This is a genomic window from Streptomyces sp. NPDC091412 (genome assembly GCF_044756885.1).
Lineage (GTDB): Bacteria > Actinomycetota > Actinomycetes > Streptomycetales > Streptomycetaceae > Streptomyces.
The window spans coordinates 23,246-39,050 of record NZ_JBIVTV010000003.1 but is presented as its reverse complement, the minus strand read 5'-3'; the positions used below and the strand labels follow the sequence as shown (position 1 = coordinate 39,050).

The following is a 15,805-nucleotide window of genomic DNA, read 5'->3' as shown; positions in this document are numbered from 1 at the left end:
GGCCGACCCTGCCTCAGTCGCAGTCGCGGCAGATCGGCTGACCGTTCTTCTCGCGGGCCAGCTGGCTGCGGTGGTGCACCAGGAAGCAGCTCATGCAGGTGAACTCGTCCTGCTGCTTGGGCAGTACCCGGACGGCCAGTTCCTCGTTCGAGAGGTCTGCGCCGGGCAGCTCCAGGCCTTCGGCGGCCTCGAATTCGTCGACGTCCACGGAGGAGGTCGACTTGTCATTCCGCCTGGCCTTCAGCTCTTCCAGGCTGTCCGAGTCGACGTCGTCGTCGGTCTTGCGTGGGGTGTCGTAATCGGTTGCCATGTCGCTCTCCCCCTCTGGGTGTATGCGGTGTCTCCAGCGCACGTAACGCGTGAGAGGCCGGACTTGTGCCCGACCTGAGGCGGAGATTTTGCCTCACATCAAGGTCTGTTACTCAATCGACACCCAACCGCACTCCTCAAGAGTGATCGGCTTGGATGGCGATCGGGACCGTACACGGTCCGAATGCCCCGCTCCAAAGCGGTCTCACCGTGTACTTCCCGTGATCATGCCCCCTGAAAACCGGGATTTTTCCGGCATTTCCAGGGCTCGCGTGGCCACGGAGAGTAGATGGCTGGAAAACCGCCCCTGTGATTGATCACACACGGTGAGGCCGGGAACGGCCCCGGGAATTTCCGCGCAAAGCGAACATCCCCGCGTGTCGGCGCAATGATCTCAGATCGGCAGGGCCACCCGCATCACGAGCCCACCCCCCTCACGCGGCTGGGCCGAAATGTGCCCGCCGTGCGCCCTCGCCACGGAGCGGGCGATGGACAGGCCCAGGCCGACGCCCTTGTCGCTGCCGGTGCGCTCGGTACGCAGCCGTCTGAACGGCTCGAAGAGGTTGTCGATCTCGTACGCCGGGACGACCGGTCCGGTGTTCGCTACGACGAGGATCGCCTGACCGTGCTGGACGTCCGTGACGACCTCCACCCATCCCTCCTCGGCCACGTTGTACCGCACCGCGTTCTGCACCAGGTTCAGGGCGATCCGCTCCAGCAGCACGCCGTTGCCCTGGACGACCGCAGGCTTGCGCTCACCGCGGATCTCGACCCCCTTGGCCTCCGCCTCCCCGTGGACCTGGTCGATGGCCTGCGAGGCGACCTCGGCGAGGTCCACCGGCTTGCGCTCGACGATCTGGTTGTCGCTGCGGGCGAGCAGCAGCAGGCCCTCGACGAGCTGTTCGCTGCGCTCGTTGGTGGCCAGCAGGGTCTTGCCGAGCTGCTGGAGCTCCATCGGCGCGTGCGGGTCCGAGAGCTGCACCTCCAGGAGCGTGCGGTTGATCGCGAGCGGTGTGCGCAGCTCGTGCGAGGCGTTGCCGACGAAGCGCTGCTGGGCGGTGAAGGCCCGCTGCAGCCGCTCCAGCATGTCGTCGAAGGTGTCCGCGAGCTCCTTCAGCTCGTCGTCCGGACCGTCCAGCTCGATCCGCCGGGACAGGTCGGAGCCGGCCACGGCGCGGGCGGTGCGGGTGATCCGGCCGAGCGGCGACAGCACGCGGCCGGCCATCGCGTAGCCGAACGCGAAGGCGATCACGGCGAGGCCGAGCAGGGCGAGGAGCGAGCGGCTGAGCAGGCTGTCCAGGGCGACCTGGCGCTGGTGGTCGATGCAGGCGCTGATCGCGGCGTTGAACTCCGACAGCGACAGGTTGCCGTTGTCGACGCCCGGACAGTCGGTGCTGGTGACCCTCAGGGCGTTGAAGTCGACGATCTTGAACAGCGGTTGGTTGCCGGTGCGCAGGGCCTGCGCGGCGAGCAGGTAGATGATCGACAGCAGCAGGATGCCGGCGATCAGGAACATGCCGCCGTACAGCAGCGTCAGCCGTATCCGGATGGTCGGGCGCAGCCACGGGAAGGCCGGCTCCGGCCTTCTGGGGTCCCAGGTGGGTTTCGGGGGCGCCTGGGGCGGCGCCGGGGTCGCGGCCACGGCGGATCAGATCCGGTAGCCGGAGCCGGGCACGGTGACGATCACCGGGGGCTCACCGAGCTTGCGCCGCAGCGTCATCACCGTGACGCGCACGACGTTGGTGAACGGGTCGGTGTTCTCGTCCCAGGCCTTCTCCAGCAGCTGCTCCGCGGAGACCACGGCGCCCTCGCTGCGCATGAGGACCTCCAGGACCGCGAACTCCTTCGGCGCCAGCTGGACCTCCCTGCCGTCGCGGAAGACCTCGCGGCGGTTGGGGTCGAGCTTGATCCCGGCGCGCTCCAGGACGGGCGGCAGGGGCACGCTGGTACGCCGGCCCAGGGCCCGCACGCGTGCCGTCAGCTCGCTGAACGCGAAGGGCTTGGGCAGGTAGTCGTCGGCGCCGATCTCCAGGCCCTCGACACGGTCGCTGACGTCGCCCGAGGCGGTGAGCATCAGCACGCGCGTGGGCATGCCCAGCTCGACGATCTTGCGGCAGACGTCGTCGCCGTGCACCAGCGGAAGGTCCCGGTCGAGGACGACCACGTCGTAGTCGTTGACGCCGATGCGCTCCAGGGCGGCCGCACCGTCGTACACGACGTCGACGGCCATGGCCTCCCGGCGCAGTCCGGTGGCCACCGCATCGGCGAGCAGCTGCTCGTCCTCGACGACGAGTACGCGCACGTCTTGTCCTTCCTGTGTCCACCCGCGTAGCGCCGCTCGGGGCGCACGCCGGCAGGGGTCCTCGTGGGTGTGTGCCTCCATCCTGCCCTTTTCGGCCGTAAGTCGGCGGTAAGCCGTGGAAGCGGCCGGTGGACAAGAGGCGAGCGGCGGGCGAAGGGGGCGCGAATCCCGAATTTTCTTGTCCGGTCGAGGTTTCCGCCGCGAGGAGTCGGGGGAGGACGGGTTTACACCCCGCGATCACGCTCTGCATGTGCCGCAGCACCATGCGGTACTCCGCGATCCGCTTCCGCAGAGTGGGTGTGGGTGTCCAGCGCCGTCGCCGCCCGGTCGGGCAGCGCCGGGCACCTGCTGAGACGTGATCGCCCCTTCCGAACGGCACACCCCCGTGCCACCGACCCACCGACCCAGGACGAGGGGGCGCAAGCATGGACGCATTCACCGCAGGACTTCTGCAGCGCATAAAGGCGACCGAGTCCGATCTGACGCGGGCTCGTGACGAGGGCGACGACTTCCTCGTCGAGGTCGAGCTGGCCGAACTCGACGACCTGCGCCGCCTCGCCGCCGAACACGGTGTGGAGGTCGGCGTGTCCGGCGTCTGACCAGCCTGCACGCGCACAGCGGGACCCCGGCGAATCCAGCGCCGGGGTCCCGCTGTGCGTGGTGCTCCCGCCGTGCCCTCAGTCGTGCCAGGCGCCGTACTCCTCCAGAAGGCTCTGGAGGGGCTCGAAGACGCCCGGGGTGGCCGCGACCGTCAGCTCGCGGGACGGACGCTCTCCCGGGCGGCCACCCGTCACGACGCCCGACTCCCTGGCGATCAGGTCGCCCGCGGCGAAGTCCCACGCGTTCAGACCGCGCTCGTAGTAGCCGTCCAGGCGGCCCATCGCCACGTCGCACAGGTCCACCGCGGCCGAGCCGCTGCGGCGGATGTCGCGCAGCAGCGGGATCAGCCGGCGGGCCACGTCGGCCTGGTGGGCGCGTACCTCGGCGACGTAGTTGAAGCCGGTGGCGACCAGGGCCTGGTCCAGGGGCGGCGCGGCGCGGCAGGCCAGCTTGCGCTCGCCGGCCCAGGCTCCGGTGGCCCAGGCCCCGCGGCCGCGCACGGCGTGGAACGCCTCGCCGCGCATCGGGGTGGCCACCACCCCGACGACGGCCTCGCCGTCCACCTCGGCCGCGATGGAGACGGCCCAGGTCGGCAGTCCGTACAGGTAGTTCACGGTGCCGTCGAGCGGGTCGATCACCCACCGGACGCCGCTCGTGCCCTCGACGGAGGCGCCCTCCTCGCCGAGGAAGCCGTCGTCGGGGCGCCGGTCGGAGATCAGGCCGGTGATCAGCTTCTCGGCGGCGATGTCCATCTCGGTGACGACGTCGATCGGGCTGGACTTGGTGGCGGCCACCACCAGGTCCGCCGGGCGGCCGTCCCGCAGCAGCTCTCCGGCGCGTGCGGCCGCCTGGCGGGCCAGTTGCAGCAGTTCGGCGGGCAGGGTGTCGGTCACGGGGCTCCTCACGCGTAGGGGCTGTCGGCGCCCGCGGCGGCGGGCCGGGGCGTGCGGGCCGGGCAGCAGCCCACCGGACAGAGGTTGTGGTCCGCGCCGAGCGAGCCCAGGGCGCACGGCGTGACCCGCTGTCCGCGCTCGGTGGCGGCACGCTCCACGATCAGGTCGCGGACGGCGGCGGCGAACCGCGGGTCGGCGCCGACGGTGGCGGAGCGGCGTACCGGAAGGCCCAGTTCCGCGGCCTTGGCCGTGGCCTCGGTGTCGAGGTCGTACAGGACCTCCATGTGGTCGGAGACGAAGCCGATGGGCGCCATGACGACGGCCGGGGCCCCCGCGGCGTGCCGCTCCTCGAGGTGGTCGCAGATGTCGGGCTCCAGCCACGGGATGTGCGGGGCACCGGAGCGCGACTGGTAGACGAGCTGCCAGGGGTGGTCGGTGCCGGTGCGCTCGCGGACCGCTTCGGCGATCAACCGCGCCACGTCCAGGTGCTGGCGGACGTACGCCCCGCCGTCCCCGTGGCCGGGGACCGGGCCGGAGGTGTCCGCGGCGGAGATCGGGATCGAGTGGGTGCAGAAGGCGATGTGCGCGCCGTCGCGGACGTCCTCGGGGAGGTCGGCGAGCGACTCCAGCACTCCGTCGATCATGGGCTGGAGGAAGCCGGGGTGGTTGAAGTAGTGCCGCAGCTTGTCGACCTTCGGCAGGTCCAGGCCCTCGGCCTCGAGGGCGGCGAGCGAGTCCGCGAGGTTCTCGCGGTACTGGCGGCAGCCGGAGTAGGAGGCGTAGGCGCTGGTGGCCAGGACCAGGATGCGGCGGCGGCCGTCGCGGACCATGTCCCGCAGGGTGTCCGTCAGGTACGGGGCCCAGTTGCGGTTGCCCCAGTGGACCGGCAGGTCGAGGCCGTGGTCGGCGAAGTCCTTGCGGAGCGCGTCGAGCAGGGCGCGGTTCTGGTCGTTGATCGGGCTGACCCCGCCGAACTGGAAGTAGTGTTCGCCCACTTCCTTCAGGCGCTCGGTGGGGATGCCGCGCCCGCGCGTCACGTTCTCCAGGAACGGGATCACGTCGTCCGGGCCCTCGGGGCCGCCGAACGAGAGCAGGAGCAGGGCGTCGTACGGGGTGGCGTCGAGCACGTCAGGCATGCCTCGATCCTGCCACCCCGCACCCACGGGAGGGATCCCGGCCCGTGGGGGGAAGGTGCGCGGGAGCCCGTAGGGGGGTGGTGCGCCGGAGTCGTCCGGTCCGTAAGCTGTATCAGCTTCCTTCACGCCTTACCGGATCCGCGGAGTCCCTGTGCCCAGCCCGTACCGTGCCCTGTTCGCCGCTCCAGGCTCCAAGGGTTTCTCCGCCGCGGGGTTCCTCGGCCGGATGCCCCTGTCGATGATGGGCATCGGCGTGGTCACGATGATCTCCCAGCTGACCGGGCGCTACGGGCTCGCGGGCGCGCTGTCGGCCACCATCGCGCTGGCCGCCGCGGTCCTCGGCCCGCAGATCTCCCGGCTGGTCGACCGGCACGGCCAGCGCCGGGTGCTGCGCCCCGCGACGCTCGTCGCGTTGACCGCCTCGGCGGTCCTGCTGTTCGCGGCGCACTTCCGGTGGCCGGACTGGGTGCTGTTCGTCTGCGCCGCCGGGATCGGCTCCGTGCCCAGTCTGGGCGCCATGGTCCGCGCGCGCTGGGCGGCCCTGTACCGGGGGACGCCGCAGCTGCACACCGCCTACTCGTTCGAGTCGGTGATGGACGAGGCGTGCTTCATCTTCGGGCCGATCGTCTCCATCGGACTGTCCACGGCCTGGTTCCCGGAGGCGGGGCCGCTGCTGGCCGCCTGCTTCCTGGCGGTGGGCGTGTTCTGGCTGACCGCGCAGCGCGCCACCGAGCCCGCGCCGCACCCGCGCGAGCACCACGGCGGCGGTTCGGCCCTGCGTGCGCGCGGGCTCCAGGTGCTGGTGTCGACCTTCGTGGCGACCGGGACGATCTTCGGGGCGGTCGACGTGGTCACCGTCGCCTTCGCCGACCAGCAGGGACACAAGGGCGCCGCGAGCGTCGTGCTCGCCGTGTACGCGGCGGGCTCCTGCATCGCGGGCGCCGTGTTCGGCCTGCTGCGCTTCGCGGGACCGCCCGCCCGGCGCTGGCTGCTGGGCATCTGTGCCATGGCCGTGAGTATGATCCCCCTCCTACTGGTCGGAAACTTGCCGTTTCTGGCCGTGGCGCTGTTCGTTGCGGGCCTGTCCGTCGCTCCCACGATGATCACGACGATGGCCCTCGTCGAAGAGCACGTACCACGCTCGCACCTGACCGAGGGCATGACCTGGGTGAGCACCGGGCTCGCGGTCGGGGTGGCACTGGGCTCCTCCGTGGCCGGCTGGGTGATCGACGCGGCCGGGGCGCGGGCCGGGTACGGGGTTCCGGCAGTGTCCGGGGCCGTCGCGGTCGCGGTCGGTTTCCTCGGGTACCGCCGGCTCAGCAGGCCGGCTCCGCGGCGGGGAGGCTTCGTTGAGCAGCACGACGAGCGCGAAGAACGGCACATGGCGTAACTGGGGCGGCACTGTCGGCGCGCGCCCCGCACGGGAGGTCACGCCGGTGACGGTGGAGGACGTCGCCGCCGCCCTGCGGAGGGCCGCCGAGGACGGCCTGAGGGTGAAGGCCGTCGGCACCGGTCACTCCTTCACGAGCATCGCCGCGACGGACGGCGTCATGATCCGCCCCCAACTGCTGACCGGCATACGCGAGATCGACCGCGAGGCCATGACGGTCACCGTCGAGGCCGGCACTCCGCTCAAGCGGCTCAACGCCGCTCTCGCGCGCGAGGGCCTCTCGCTCACCAACATGGGCGACATCATGGAGCAGACGGTGTCCGGGGCGACCAGCACCGGCACCCACGGCACGGGCCGCGAGTCGGCCTCGATCGCCGCCCAGATCAGGGGGCTGGAGCTGGTCACGGCGGACGGCTCGGTACTCACCTGCTCCGCGAAGGAGAATCCGGACGTCTTCGCGGCCGCCCGCGTCGGCCTGGGCGCGCTGGGGATCGTCACGGCCCTCACCTTCGCGGTGGAGCCGATCTTCCTGCTCACCGCCCGCGAGGAACCGATGAGCCTGGACCGGGTGCTCGCGGAGTTCGACCAATTCTGGGCGGAGAACGAGCACTTCGAGTTCTACTGGTTCCCGCACACCGGCAGCACCAACACCAAGCGCAACAACCGCAGCGCCGGACCGGAGCAGCCGGTGGGGCGGCTGTCCGGCTGGTTCGAGGACGAGTTCCTCTCCAACGGCGTCTTCCAGGTGGCCAACTGGGTCGGCCGCGCGGTGCCCGCCACCATCCCGTCGATCGCCGGGATCTCCAGCCGCGCGCTGTCCGCGCGGACGTACACCGACATCCCCTACAAGGTCTTCACCTCGCCGCGCCGGGTGCGCTTCGTGGAGATGGAGTACGCCGTGCCGCGCGAGGCCCTGGCCGACGCCCTGCGCGAGCTGAAGGCGATGGTCGACCGCTCCGGACTGCGGGTGAGCTTCCCGGTGGAGGTGCGCACCGCGCCCGCCGACGACATCACCCTGTCCACCGCCTCGGGCCGGGACAGCGCGTACATCGCGGTCCACATGTTCCGGGGCACCCCCTACCAGCGGTACTTCACGGCCGCGGAGAACATCTTCACCGCGTACGAGGGCCGGCCGCACTGGGGCAAGATCCACACCGGGGACGCCGGCCGACTCGCCGCGGTCTACCCGCGCTTCGGGGAGTTCACGGCGCTGCGGGACCGGCTGGATCCCCAGCGGCTGTTCCAGAACGACTACTTGCGGAGGGTGCTGGGGCCGTAGCGCTCGCGCCGGGTGCCGGGGCGGAGGTGCCGGCGTCGGACGGCTTGCCCGGCCCGGTGCCGTCGGCGCCCGCGCTCCCGGTGTCCCCCGTGCCGCCGCTGCTCCCGCTGTTCCCCGTGACCTCGGGGGTGGGCGCCGGGCTCACCCCGGTGCCCCGGTCGGGGCGGCCGGAGGCGGCATCGCCCGGCGGTGCCCCGGTCCCGGTCCCCGGCGTCGCCGTGGGCGAGGAGGTGGGAGCCGGCCCGTCGGACGTCACGGACGGGGTGCGGTGGCCGGTCACGGCGTAGCCGACCGTCGTCCCCCTGCCGCCGCTGAAACTGTCGCCCGACACCAGCTCGTAGGCGGTGATTCCGGCCATGGTGACCCCGAAGACCAGGGCGGCGGCGAGCACGGGCCGCTTCCAGCTCTTGATCCGGGCCCGGTAGACGGTCCCTTCGGTGAACTCGCCCACCGGCGGCGGGGTCCGCCCGGCGGGGGCGGTCGCCGGGGCCGGTACCGGTCCCGGGGAGGCGGCCGCTCCGCGCAACTGCTCGCCGGTACGCCGGAAGAAGTGCTGGAAGACCGAGCCGCCGCAGGTGGCCAGGACGCTGACGACACCGGCCCCGAGGATCGTGCCGTAGACGCCGAAGTACGAGGCGAGCTTCGCGGCCACCACCGCCGCCACGGCGCTGCCCGCGACCTGAGCGACGCTCAGCTCGATCCGCCTCCTCCTCACCTCTTCCCCGGCACTCGACTCACCACCGCCATCGAACCCTTCACGCATGACCGGACCTTGCCTGCCTCTGTCGGACACAGCCGCATCTTTCGTATGTGATCGGCCGACTGCACGAGAAAGGGACGTACGGACGAAACCGTTAGTTCCGTTTGCGGTGAATAAGTGAAGTTCGCCACGGGCATGATCGAGAAACCGGTCGAGGGCGGCCGAGTACCGCCTCTGGCGAGAAGTTGGGCGGCGTGCCAATCCACGCACGTGGCCCGAATGGAGTACCGTAATGAGCCCTGGGCCCGGCCTCCCTTCGGGGTGTCCGGGACCTTGCTGGACCGCCGGGAGGGGGCTGGTTGCACAGGGTGACAGAGTTGGTCACTTAGCGTTGCAAACAGGTAACCGTGCCATAACGGCGTTCCAGGGCCCGTGCCCGACACGCCGGGCAACTCGGCAAGGTTGTGGCAGGCTGCACCCGGGCAGGCCACACTCGACTAGCGGAAGCAGCGACGCACGTGACGTCGGCAGGCACCACCCGGGAGGTCCCCATGCCCGAACTGCGTGTCGTGGCCGTCTCCAATGACGGCACACGGCTGGTGCTCAAGGCTGCGGACAGTACGGAGTACACGCTTCCGATCGACGAACGGCTCCGCGCCGCCGTGCGCGGCGACCGTCCCCGCCTCGGCCAGATCGAGATCGAGGTGGAGAGCCATCTCCGCCCCCGCGACATCCAGGCCCGGATACGAGCCGGAGCGACCGCGGAAGAGGTGGCCCAGCTCGCCGGCATCCCCGTCGACCGGGTACGGCGCTTCGAGGGCCCCGTGCTCGCAGAGCGCGCCTTCATGGCCGAGCGCGCCCGCAAGACTCCCGTCCGCCGCCCCGGTGAGAACTCCGGTCCGCTGCTCGGCGAGACCGTCCAGGAGCGGCTGCTGCTGCGCGGCGCCGAGAAGGAGACCGCCCAGTGGGACTCCTGGCGCCGCGACGACGGCACCTGGGAGGTCCTGCTGGTCTACCGGGTCGCGGGCGAACCGCACTCGGCCAGCTGGACGTACGACCCGCCGCGGCGCCTGGTGCAGGCCGTCGACGACGAGGCCCGCGCCCTGATCGGGGAGTCCGACGACCTCGGCGCCCCGGAACCCAGCTTTCCGTTCGTGCCGCGCATCGCGCGTCTGCCGCGCGAGCGTTCCTTCGACCGGGACCGCGACCGTCCGGCGCTGCCGGGACAGGCGCCCGAGCCCGCCGAGGAGAGCGTGGGCGAGCGCGACACGCTGACCAGCCTGCTGGAGGCGGTGCCGAGCTTCCGCGGCGACCTGGTGGTGCCCGAGCGCGCGCCGGAACCCGTGGAGGAGCCCGAGGAGGACCTGGTGGCCGAGGAGCCCCCGGCCCCCGCGGCCTCGGCCGGGTCCGCCTACGCGGACGTCCTCATGCCGCGCTCCGTCACCAGCCACCGCGACCGCCTCACCGGCGCCACCGACCGCCAGGCCGAGGCGGACGGGGTGCGGCCCGGCCGCCGGGCCGCGGTGCCGAGCTGGGACGAGATCGTGTTCGGCACGCGCCGCAAGAAGCAGGATTAGCAAGGCCGTACGAGGCTGAAGGGCCGCGCCCGTCAGGTGCGGCCCTTCCTCGTGCGCGCTCCTTGTGGCCGTACGGGCCGACCGGCCGTCAATCCCTCTGAGTGACCGGCCGACCGGCTGTCACCCCCCATGAGTGACCGGCGACCGGCGTCCGGTCACTGCGGGTCCGGCCCCACCGCGACCGGCCGGGACGGGTCCGAGGACCACTCCGACCACGAGCCGACGTACAGGGCCGCCGGGATCCCGGCGACGGCCAGCGCCAGCACCTCGTGCGCTGCGGAGACGCCGGAGCCGCAGTAGACGCCGACGTCTCGCCCGTCGGCCGCGCCCAACGCCGTGAACCGCGCCCTGAGTTGTGCGGCCGGCAGGAACCTGCCGTCCGGGCCCGCGTTCTCGGTGGTCGGCGCGGACACCGCGCCCGGGATGTGGCCGCCCACCGGGTCGATCGGCTCCACTTCGCCCCGGTACCGCTCCCCCGCGCGCGCGTCGAACAGCACTCCGGACCGGGCCAGTGCCGCGGCCCCGTCGGCGTCGAGCAGCGGCAGCGCGCCGGGCTTCGGCACGAAGTCGCCCTCGGCCGGTTCGGGCACGTCGGTCTCCAGGGGGCCCTCCCAGGCCGCGAGGCCGCCGTCCAGGACCCGCACGTCGGGGTGCCCGGTCCAGCGCAGCAGCCACCACGCGCGGGCCGCCGCCCAGCCCTGGCCGCCGTCGTGGACGACGACCGGCCGGTCCGCGGACACCCCGGCACGGCGCATCGCGGCGCCGAACACCTCCATGTCCGGCAGGGGATGGCGGCCGTTTCCGCCCGGCGCCGAGGCCAGTTCGCGGTCCAGGTCGACGAAGACGGCACCGGGGATGTGCCCGGCCGCGTGGGCGGCGCGCCCGTCGAAGGGCGCCGCGCCGGCCGCCGTCGCCAGACTGAGCTGCCAGCGGACGTCGAGCAGCACCGGCGGCCGGGGCTCCGCGAGGGCGCTCGCGAGATCGGATGCGGAGATGATGGCGTTCATGGCCACCATCCTTGCGCACGGGGTGGCCACGGCGTCCAGGTCCGGCTACTCTGCTCGGCCGGACAGGTCCGATCACGATGCGTACGGGATCGGCCACATGCTGTACAGCCGATCGACATCCGTCGGTAAGCGTGGCGAAACGGGCGGGACACCGCACACCGGGCACCCTCCGGACGGGACCCTGCCCCACCGGCGCCGCGGAAGCGCGCCCGGCACCGGGGGCGGCGCATCGGCTCGGGGTCCGGAGAACGGAATCGAGGCGGCCGTCGAGAGGCCCTGGAGGCCGAGGAGAAGGTGACGATGACCGAGGCACCGGAGCCGGGCGTCCCGAACGGCCGGGCACCCGCCCGGAACAGGCCCGGCACACCGTGCCGGGTGAGCCTGATGGCGCACGGGATGGCCGCCGCCCAGGCCTTCTACGGGGAGCTCTTCGGCTGGGAGTTCCAGCCCGGGCCGAGCCTGCTCGGCCCCTGTGTGCGGGCCCTGCTGAACGGCCGTGAGGTGGGCGGCATCGGGCAACTGCCGCCCGGCCGGCGCCTGCCCGTGGCGTGGACGCCCTATCTCGCTTCGGACGACGTGGATCTGACGGCCGAAACGGTACGGCTGTGCGGCGGCACGATCGGGGTGGGTCCGCTGGACGCGGGCGGCATCGGGCGGCTGACGATCGGTTCGGACCCGTGGGGTGCGGTTTTCGGCCTGTTGCAGGCCCGGCCGCACCCGGGCGCGGAGACCACCGGGCTGCCCGGCACACCCGTGTGGCACGAGCTGCTGACCTACGAGACCGCGGGCGTCGCCACGTTCTACAGCAGGCTGTTCGGCTACGAACGGAAGCCGGACGGCTCCGCCGGCGTCGACCGCGTGACCCTGCACCTCGACGGCCGCCCGGTCGCCGCAGTGCACGGGGTGGGCCGGGCCCTGCCCCACGACCGGGGCTCGCACTGGATGACGTACTTCGAGGTCACCGACACCGACGAGGCGACCGAACGCCTCGTCGCCCTGGACGGCCGGGTCCTCGCCCCCGCGCGGAACACCGCCCACGGACGCGTGGCCACCGTGGCTGATCCCGAGGGGGCACGGTTCGCCCTGATCCAGGGTTCGCGTTGATTCCGTCAAGCCGTGTTGACGGCAGGTGTCGCTCAGAAGAGCGATATCGGCGGGACATTCGGTGACAGCGCCGCGGCGCGGGCCTCGGCAGCGGCCACGGCGGCGGTGCCTCGATGCACGCCTCCGTCCGGACTCGGTTCACTCTTCGTCGCGGTGGGTGAGGTGGCCGTCGGAGAGGTGCCAGTAGCGCTGGTGAGGGGCCAGTTGCCAGGTCTCGTCGGCAGCGATGGCCTGCGTGATCCAATCGTGCAGTTGCGGGAGGGCCTGTGCCCGTAGAACGGCGCGGATGGCTGCACGTCGAGTGGCATCGACCGGGTGGACGTCTATGTGGAAACCGACCATGTCCGGGTGGATACCGCGGCCGTAGTTGCGGGGGTTCGGAGCGACCCATGCAGCTCCCAGGACGATCGTCCCGCTGTCCTGTCCTGTGAGGAACTGCAGGTCCTTGACGCGTGTCATGTCAGGGCCGAGACACGCGCTGATGTCGCTGGTGGTCAGTGGCCAGGCGCGGTGCCGGGGCAGTCTTCGGTTTCGTGCGGACATGGGGAAGAAGAATGGCAGGAGATCACTGCCGCCCCAACCGGGCCCCGGCGTTCGCGCGGGCGGGCTGAGCGCGAGGGCGCGGGGGCGGAGGCGGAGGCGGGGGCGGAGGCGGAGGCGGAGGCGGAGGCGGAGGCGGAGGCGGAGGCGGTCGTGAGTCTCGGGGACAGCTGGGAGAACGACGACGGGGCCGCCGGGCGACGACCGGGGGACGAGGCCGGGCGGGGTGTCGTCGTCGCGTTCGGCCAGACCATGAAGACGCTGCGGGTGCGAGAGGGTCCGGAGCGCGAGGAGTTCGGGAGGCGTCTCCGGTACTCGGCCTCCACGATCGCGTCGTTCGAGCAGGGGCGGCGGATCCCGACGCCCCGGACGATCGATCGGGCCGGCCTGGTCGGAGCGGCGCGTCTGACGCAGGTGCGGGCGCTCGGTCAGTCCGCGGTCACGGGCAGGACGTCCGGGGACAGCGCCGCCGCCCGCGCCGAGGAGGCCGTCATGCGGCGGCGGTGGTGCCGGCGGCACAGCACCTCGTAGCCGATCTCGTCCGCCGAGCGGGTCACGTCGCCGACGAAGACCTGGGCGCCCTCGAGCACCATGACGCCGCCCACGGTACGGGCGTTGTGGGTGGCGCGGGCGCCGCACCAGCACAGGGCCTCGACCTGGAGGACCTCGACGCGGTCGGCCAGTTCGACCAGGCGCTGCGAGCCGGGGAACAGCTTGGAGCGGAAGTCCGTCGTGATGCCGAAGGCGTAGACGTCCATCTCCAGGTCGTCGACCACGCGCGCGAGCTGGTCGATCTGCTCGGGCGCGAGGAACTGCGCCTCGTCCGCGATCACGTAGTCCGCGCGCCGGCCCTGCGAGAGGTGGTCGACGATGTAGGCGTACAGGTCCACGCCGTCCTCGACCTCCACCGCGTCCGTCACCAGGCCGAGGCGCGAGGACAGCTTGCCCTCCCCGGCCCGGTCGTCACGGGTGAAGATCATGCCCGTCAGTCCGCGTGCGGAGCGGTTGTGCTCGATCTGGAGAGCCAGTGTCGACTTCCCGCAGTCCATGGTTCCGGAGAAGAACACCAGCTCGGGCATGAGCAGTTGGGCACCTTTCGGCGAGTGAGGAGGACGGTGGTGTACAGCGAGTAGGGCGGGAAGGGGCCTCAGGAGCGTACTTCCAGCAGCGGGACCAGCTGCTCGGCAGGGGTCATCGAACCGTGGTTGCCGACCATCAGCGACTCCTTCGGCTCCCGCTCGGAGGCGATGAGCAGGACGTCGTCGCGGGCGGCGGCGACCACGTCGCCGATCCGCGCGTACACCCGCTCGTCGACGCGCGGCCCGAACCAGCCCGCCGCCAGGGCCTCGTCCCGGGAGGCGACCCAGAACTGCTCGCCGAGCACCTCGCGCCAGCAGGTGAGCACGTCGTCCTCGGCGCCCGGCACCGCGTACACGTGCCGCGCGCGTCCCTCGCCGCCGAGCAGGGCGACGCCCGCGCGCAGCTCCCAGTCCTCGTCGAAGTCGATGCGGTGCTGCTCGTCGAAGGGGACGTCGACCATGCCGTGGTCGGCGGTGACGTAGAGCGCGCTGTGCGGCGGCAGCTGCTCGGCCAGGCGCTGGACGAGCCGGTCGACGTGCATCAGCTGTCCGCGCCAGGTGTCGGAGTCGACGCCGTAGCGGTGGCCGGCGCCGTCGAGTTCGGAGTAGTACGTGTAGACCAGCGCCCGGTCGGCGGCGGCGAGCTGCTCGGCCGCGACGTCCATCCGCTCCTCGCCGGTCAGCCGCCCCAGGAACGTGCCGCCGCTGAGCGCGACCTTGGTCAGCGGGGTGTTCTGGAAGGCCGGGGAGGACACCTGGGCGGCGTGCACGCCCGCCTGCTGGGCGAGCTGGAAGACCGTGGGGTGGGGCTGCCAGGCGCGCGGATCGCTGTACGGCTGCCAGCGGAGCTGGTTCATCAGCTCGCCGGTGGCCGGGTTGCGCACGGTGTAGCCGGGCAGTCCGTGCGCGCCCGGGGGCAGGCCGGTGCCGACGGAGGCGAGCGAGGTCGCCGTGGTCGCCGGGTACCCGGCGGTGATCGGGCGGCCGGTTCCGCCGCGCGAGCTGCCGAGCAGGGAGGTCAGGTAGGGCGCCTCCGCGGGGTGCGCCTTCAGCTGCTCCCAGCCGAGGCCGTCGATCAGGAAGACGCAGGCGCGGTCGGCGGGGGCCAGTTCGCCGATCGCGGCCGTCATCCGCGGGACGCCCATGCCGGCGGCCAGCGTGGGCAGCAGGTCGGCGAGTGAGCCGGTTCCGTACTCGGGGACGGGTGCGGTCTCGACGGCCAGCGGCTCCGGGTGGCCCCAGGCGGTGGCGGCGTCGTCGGGGGAGAAGGGACGGGTCATCAGCGGGTCGGGTCCGCGGTGGCCTCGGAGATGGACTGCGCGAACGCGAGGGCCTGCCGCACCGTCTCGGGGCCGTCGCCGGCCTCGCTGACGCGCAGGCTGAGGTCGTCCGCCGTCGAGTTGCCCGTGTAGCCGTGGTCGGCCTCGCAGTTGGGGTCGCCGCAGGCGGCGGGCTCCAGGTCGATCCGGGACACGGCGCCCCAGCCGATGGTCAGCACGACCTCCCGCGGCAGCGTGCCCGGCGTGTACTGCTCCGGGTTGGCGACCACGCGGCTGACCACGACCGACGAGATCCGGTCGAGCTTCACCGACTCCGTGGACGTGGTGGCGTACGGCGTCGGGGAGGTGCTGTCGGCGGCCTGCTCGTCGGTGTGGCTGACGATGAAGCGGTTGCCGGTGAGGACGAGCACCGTCACGTGCCGCCGCACCTCGTTCTGGTCGAACGTGGTCTCCTGGTGGACCAGGTACGACCGGATGGGCTCACCGCCCACGGCGGCCGCCACCGCCTCGGCCACGAGAGCCGGGTAGTAGCCGCTGCGTTCGATCGCCGAACGCAGCCCCTGGGTCGTCGTACTGGTCTTGGCCATGCCGTCCATCCTAATCCGTGGG

General features: G+C 72.1%; 16 protein-coding genes and 1 pseudogene. 6 read left to right on the top strand and 11 right to left on the bottom strand.

Annotated features, from left to right (window positions below):
• Nucleotides 1-13: 13 nt before the first annotated feature.
• The 3 genes from ACIQMV_RS08025 to ACIQMV_RS08015 form a co-directional block, all read right to left on the bottom strand.
• Nucleotides 14-310, bottom strand: coding sequence for a DUF4193 domain-containing protein (locus tag ACIQMV_RS08025; RefSeq protein ID WP_003997302.1), 297 nt, complete (start codon nt 308-310; stop codon nt 14-16).
• Nucleotides 311-703: 393 nt separating this feature from the next.
• The gene (locus ACIQMV_RS08020; RefSeq protein WP_402591956.1) at nt 704-1,951 is read right to left on the bottom strand and encodes a sensor histidine kinase; all 1,248 of its coding nucleotides are present in this window, start codon (nt 1,949-1,951) and stop codon (nt 704-706) included.
• A gap of 6 nt (nt 1,952-1,957) precedes the next feature.
• Nucleotides 1,958-2,611, bottom strand: coding sequence for a response regulator transcription factor (locus tag ACIQMV_RS08015; RefSeq protein WP_028424348.1), 654 nt, complete (start codon nt 2,609-2,611; stop codon nt 1,958-1,960).
• A gap of 425 nt (nt 2,612-3,036) precedes the next feature.
• On the opposite strand from ACIQMV_RS08015, the gene ACIQMV_RS08010 reads away from it, so the two are divergent.
• A complete protein-coding gene (locus tag ACIQMV_RS08010) occupies nt 3,037-3,210 on the top strand; it encodes a hypothetical protein (RefSeq protein WP_019981855.1) in 174 nt (57 codons plus the stop codon).
• 78 nt (nt 3,211-3,288) lie between these two features.
• On the opposite strand, the gene ACIQMV_RS08005 is transcribed toward ACIQMV_RS08010, so the two are convergent.
• Together ACIQMV_RS08005 and ACIQMV_RS08000 are read right to left on the bottom strand one after the other, a co-directional pair.
• Nucleotides 3,289-4,104 carry an inositol monophosphatase family protein gene (locus tag ACIQMV_RS08005; RefSeq protein WP_402591955.1) on the bottom strand — a complete coding sequence of 272 codons (816 nt, stop codon included), beginning with the start codon at nt 4,102-4,104 and terminating at the stop codon, nt 3,289-3,291.
• 8 nt (nt 4,105-4,112) lie between these two features.
• Nucleotides 4,113-5,240 carry a ferrochelatase gene (locus ACIQMV_RS08000; RefSeq protein ID WP_402591954.1) on the bottom strand — a complete coding sequence of 376 codons (1,128 nt, stop codon included), beginning with the start codon at nt 5,238-5,240 and terminating at the stop codon, nt 4,113-4,115.
• Between the two features lie 151 nt (nt 5,241-5,391).
• On the opposite strand from ACIQMV_RS08000, the gene ACIQMV_RS07995 reads away from it, so the two are divergent.
• Complete coding sequence (locus ACIQMV_RS07995) at nt 5,392-6,630, top strand: MFS transporter (protein WP_402591953.1); 1,239 nt, start codon at nt 5,392-5,394, stop codon at nt 6,628-6,630.
• A complete protein-coding gene (locus tag ACIQMV_RS07990; RefSeq protein WP_402591952.1) occupies nt 6,590-7,909 on the top strand; it encodes a D-arabinono-1,4-lactone oxidase in 1,320 nt (439 codons plus the stop codon). Before ACIQMV_RS07995 ends, ACIQMV_RS07990 begins: the two co-directional genes overlap by 41 nt.
• Here the strand turns inward: ACIQMV_RS07990 and ACIQMV_RS07985 are convergent.
• Complete coding sequence (locus tag ACIQMV_RS07985; RefSeq protein WP_402591951.1) at nt 7,833-8,672, bottom strand: hypothetical protein; 840 nt, start codon at nt 8,670-8,672, stop codon at nt 7,833-7,835. The genes ACIQMV_RS07990 and ACIQMV_RS07985 overlap by 77 nt on opposite strands.
• 488 nt (nt 8,673-9,160) lie before the next feature.
• On the opposite strand from ACIQMV_RS07985, the gene sepH reads away from it, so the two are divergent.
• Nucleotides 9,161-10,186: a septation protein SepH gene (sepH, locus tag ACIQMV_RS07980; RefSeq protein ID WP_141357563.1), complete on the top strand. Its 1,026-nt coding sequence runs from the start codon at nt 9,161-9,163 to the stop codon at nt 10,184-10,186.
• Nucleotides 10,187-10,341: 155 nt separating this feature from the next.
• Here sepH and ACIQMV_RS07975 read toward each other — a convergent pair whose 3' ends face one another.
• A complete protein-coding gene (locus tag ACIQMV_RS07975; RefSeq protein WP_141357565.1) occupies nt 10,342-11,193 on the bottom strand; it encodes a sulfurtransferase in 852 nt (283 codons plus the stop codon).
• Between the two features lie 300 nt (nt 11,194-11,493).
• On the opposite strand from ACIQMV_RS07975, the gene ACIQMV_RS07970 reads away from it, so the two are divergent.
• Nucleotides 11,494-12,297, top strand: a complete 804-nt coding sequence (locus tag ACIQMV_RS07970) for a VOC family protein (protein ID WP_402591950.1) — start codon at nt 11,494-11,496, stop codon at nt 12,295-12,297.
• Nucleotides 12,298-12,435: 138 nt separating this feature from the next.
• Here the strand turns inward: ACIQMV_RS07970 and ACIQMV_RS07965 are convergent, their stop codons facing one another.
• Complete coding sequence (locus ACIQMV_RS07965) at nt 12,436-12,840, bottom strand: hypothetical protein (RefSeq protein ID WP_402591949.1); 405 nt, start codon at nt 12,838-12,840, stop codon at nt 12,436-12,438.
• A 150-nt stretch (nt 12,841-12,990) separates the two neighbouring features.
• On the opposite strand from ACIQMV_RS07965, the pseudogene ACIQMV_RS07960 reads away from it, so the two are divergent.
• Nucleotides 12,991-13,221 (top strand): annotated as a pseudogene (locus tag ACIQMV_RS07960) (multiprotein-bridging factor 1 family protein); the annotation flags it as partial.
• Nucleotides 13,222-13,265: 44 nt separating this feature from the next.
• Here ACIQMV_RS07960 and ACIQMV_RS07955 read toward each other — a convergent pair.
• The 3 genes from ACIQMV_RS07955 to ACIQMV_RS07945 form a co-directional block, all read right to left on the bottom strand.
• Nucleotides 13,266-13,916 (bottom strand): thymidine kinase, encoded by a 651-nt coding sequence (locus tag ACIQMV_RS07955; RefSeq protein WP_141357573.1) that lies wholly within the window; start codon nt 13,914-13,916, stop codon nt 13,266-13,268.
• A 68-nt stretch (nt 13,917-13,984) separates the two neighbouring features.
• Complete coding sequence (locus ACIQMV_RS07950; protein ID WP_402591948.1) at nt 13,985-15,196, bottom strand: alkaline phosphatase family protein; 1,212 nt, start codon at nt 15,194-15,196, stop codon at nt 13,985-13,987.
• Nucleotides 15,196-15,792: a DUF5998 family protein gene (locus tag ACIQMV_RS07945; protein ID WP_402591947.1), complete on the bottom strand. Its 597-nt coding sequence runs from the start codon at nt 15,790-15,792 to the stop codon at nt 15,196-15,198. Before ACIQMV_RS07945 ends, ACIQMV_RS07950 begins: the two co-directional genes overlap by 1 nt.
• Nucleotides 15,793-15,805 lie beyond the last annotated feature (13 nt).

Coding starts and splice junctions, on each gene's coding strand:
- ACIQMV_RS08025 (WP_003997302.1), bottom strand. CDS start 310: ATGGCAACCGATTACGACACCCCACGCAAGACCGACGACGACGTCGAC.
- ACIQMV_RS08010 (WP_019981855.1), top strand. CDS start 3,037: ATGGACGCATTCACCGCAGGACTTCTGCAGCGCATAAAGGCGACCGAG.
- ACIQMV_RS08000 (WP_402591954.1), bottom strand. CDS start 5,240: ATGCCTGACGTGCTCGACGCCACCCCGTACGACGCCCTGCTCCTGCTC.
- ACIQMV_RS07985 (WP_402591951.1), bottom strand. CDS start 8,672: ATGCGTGAAGGGTTCGATGGCGGTGGTGAGTCGAGTGCCGGGGAAGAG.
- sepH (WP_141357563.1), top strand. CDS start 9,161: ATGCCCGAACTGCGTGTCGTGGCCGTCTCCAATGACGGCACACGGCTG.
- ACIQMV_RS07975 (WP_141357565.1), bottom strand. CDS start 11,193: ATGAACGCCATCATCTCCGCATCCGATCTCGCGAGCGCCCTCGCGGAG.
- ACIQMV_RS07970 (WP_402591950.1), top strand. CDS start 11,494: ATGACCGAGGCACCGGAGCCGGGCGTCCCGAACGGCCGGGCACCCGCC.
- ACIQMV_RS07965 (WP_402591949.1), bottom strand. CDS start 12,840: ATGTCCGCACGAAACCGAAGACTGCCCCGGCACCGCGCCTGGCCACTG.
- ACIQMV_RS07955 (WP_141357573.1), bottom strand. CDS start 13,916: ATGCCCGAGCTGGTGTTCTTCTCCGGAACCATGGACTGCGGGAAGTCG.
- ACIQMV_RS07950 (WP_402591948.1), bottom strand. CDS start 15,196: ATGACCCGTCCCTTCTCCCCCGACGACGCCGCCACCGCCTGGGGCCAC.
- ACIQMV_RS07945 (WP_402591947.1), bottom strand. CDS start 15,792: ATGGACGGCATGGCCAAGACCAGTACGACGACCCAGGGGCTGCGTTCG.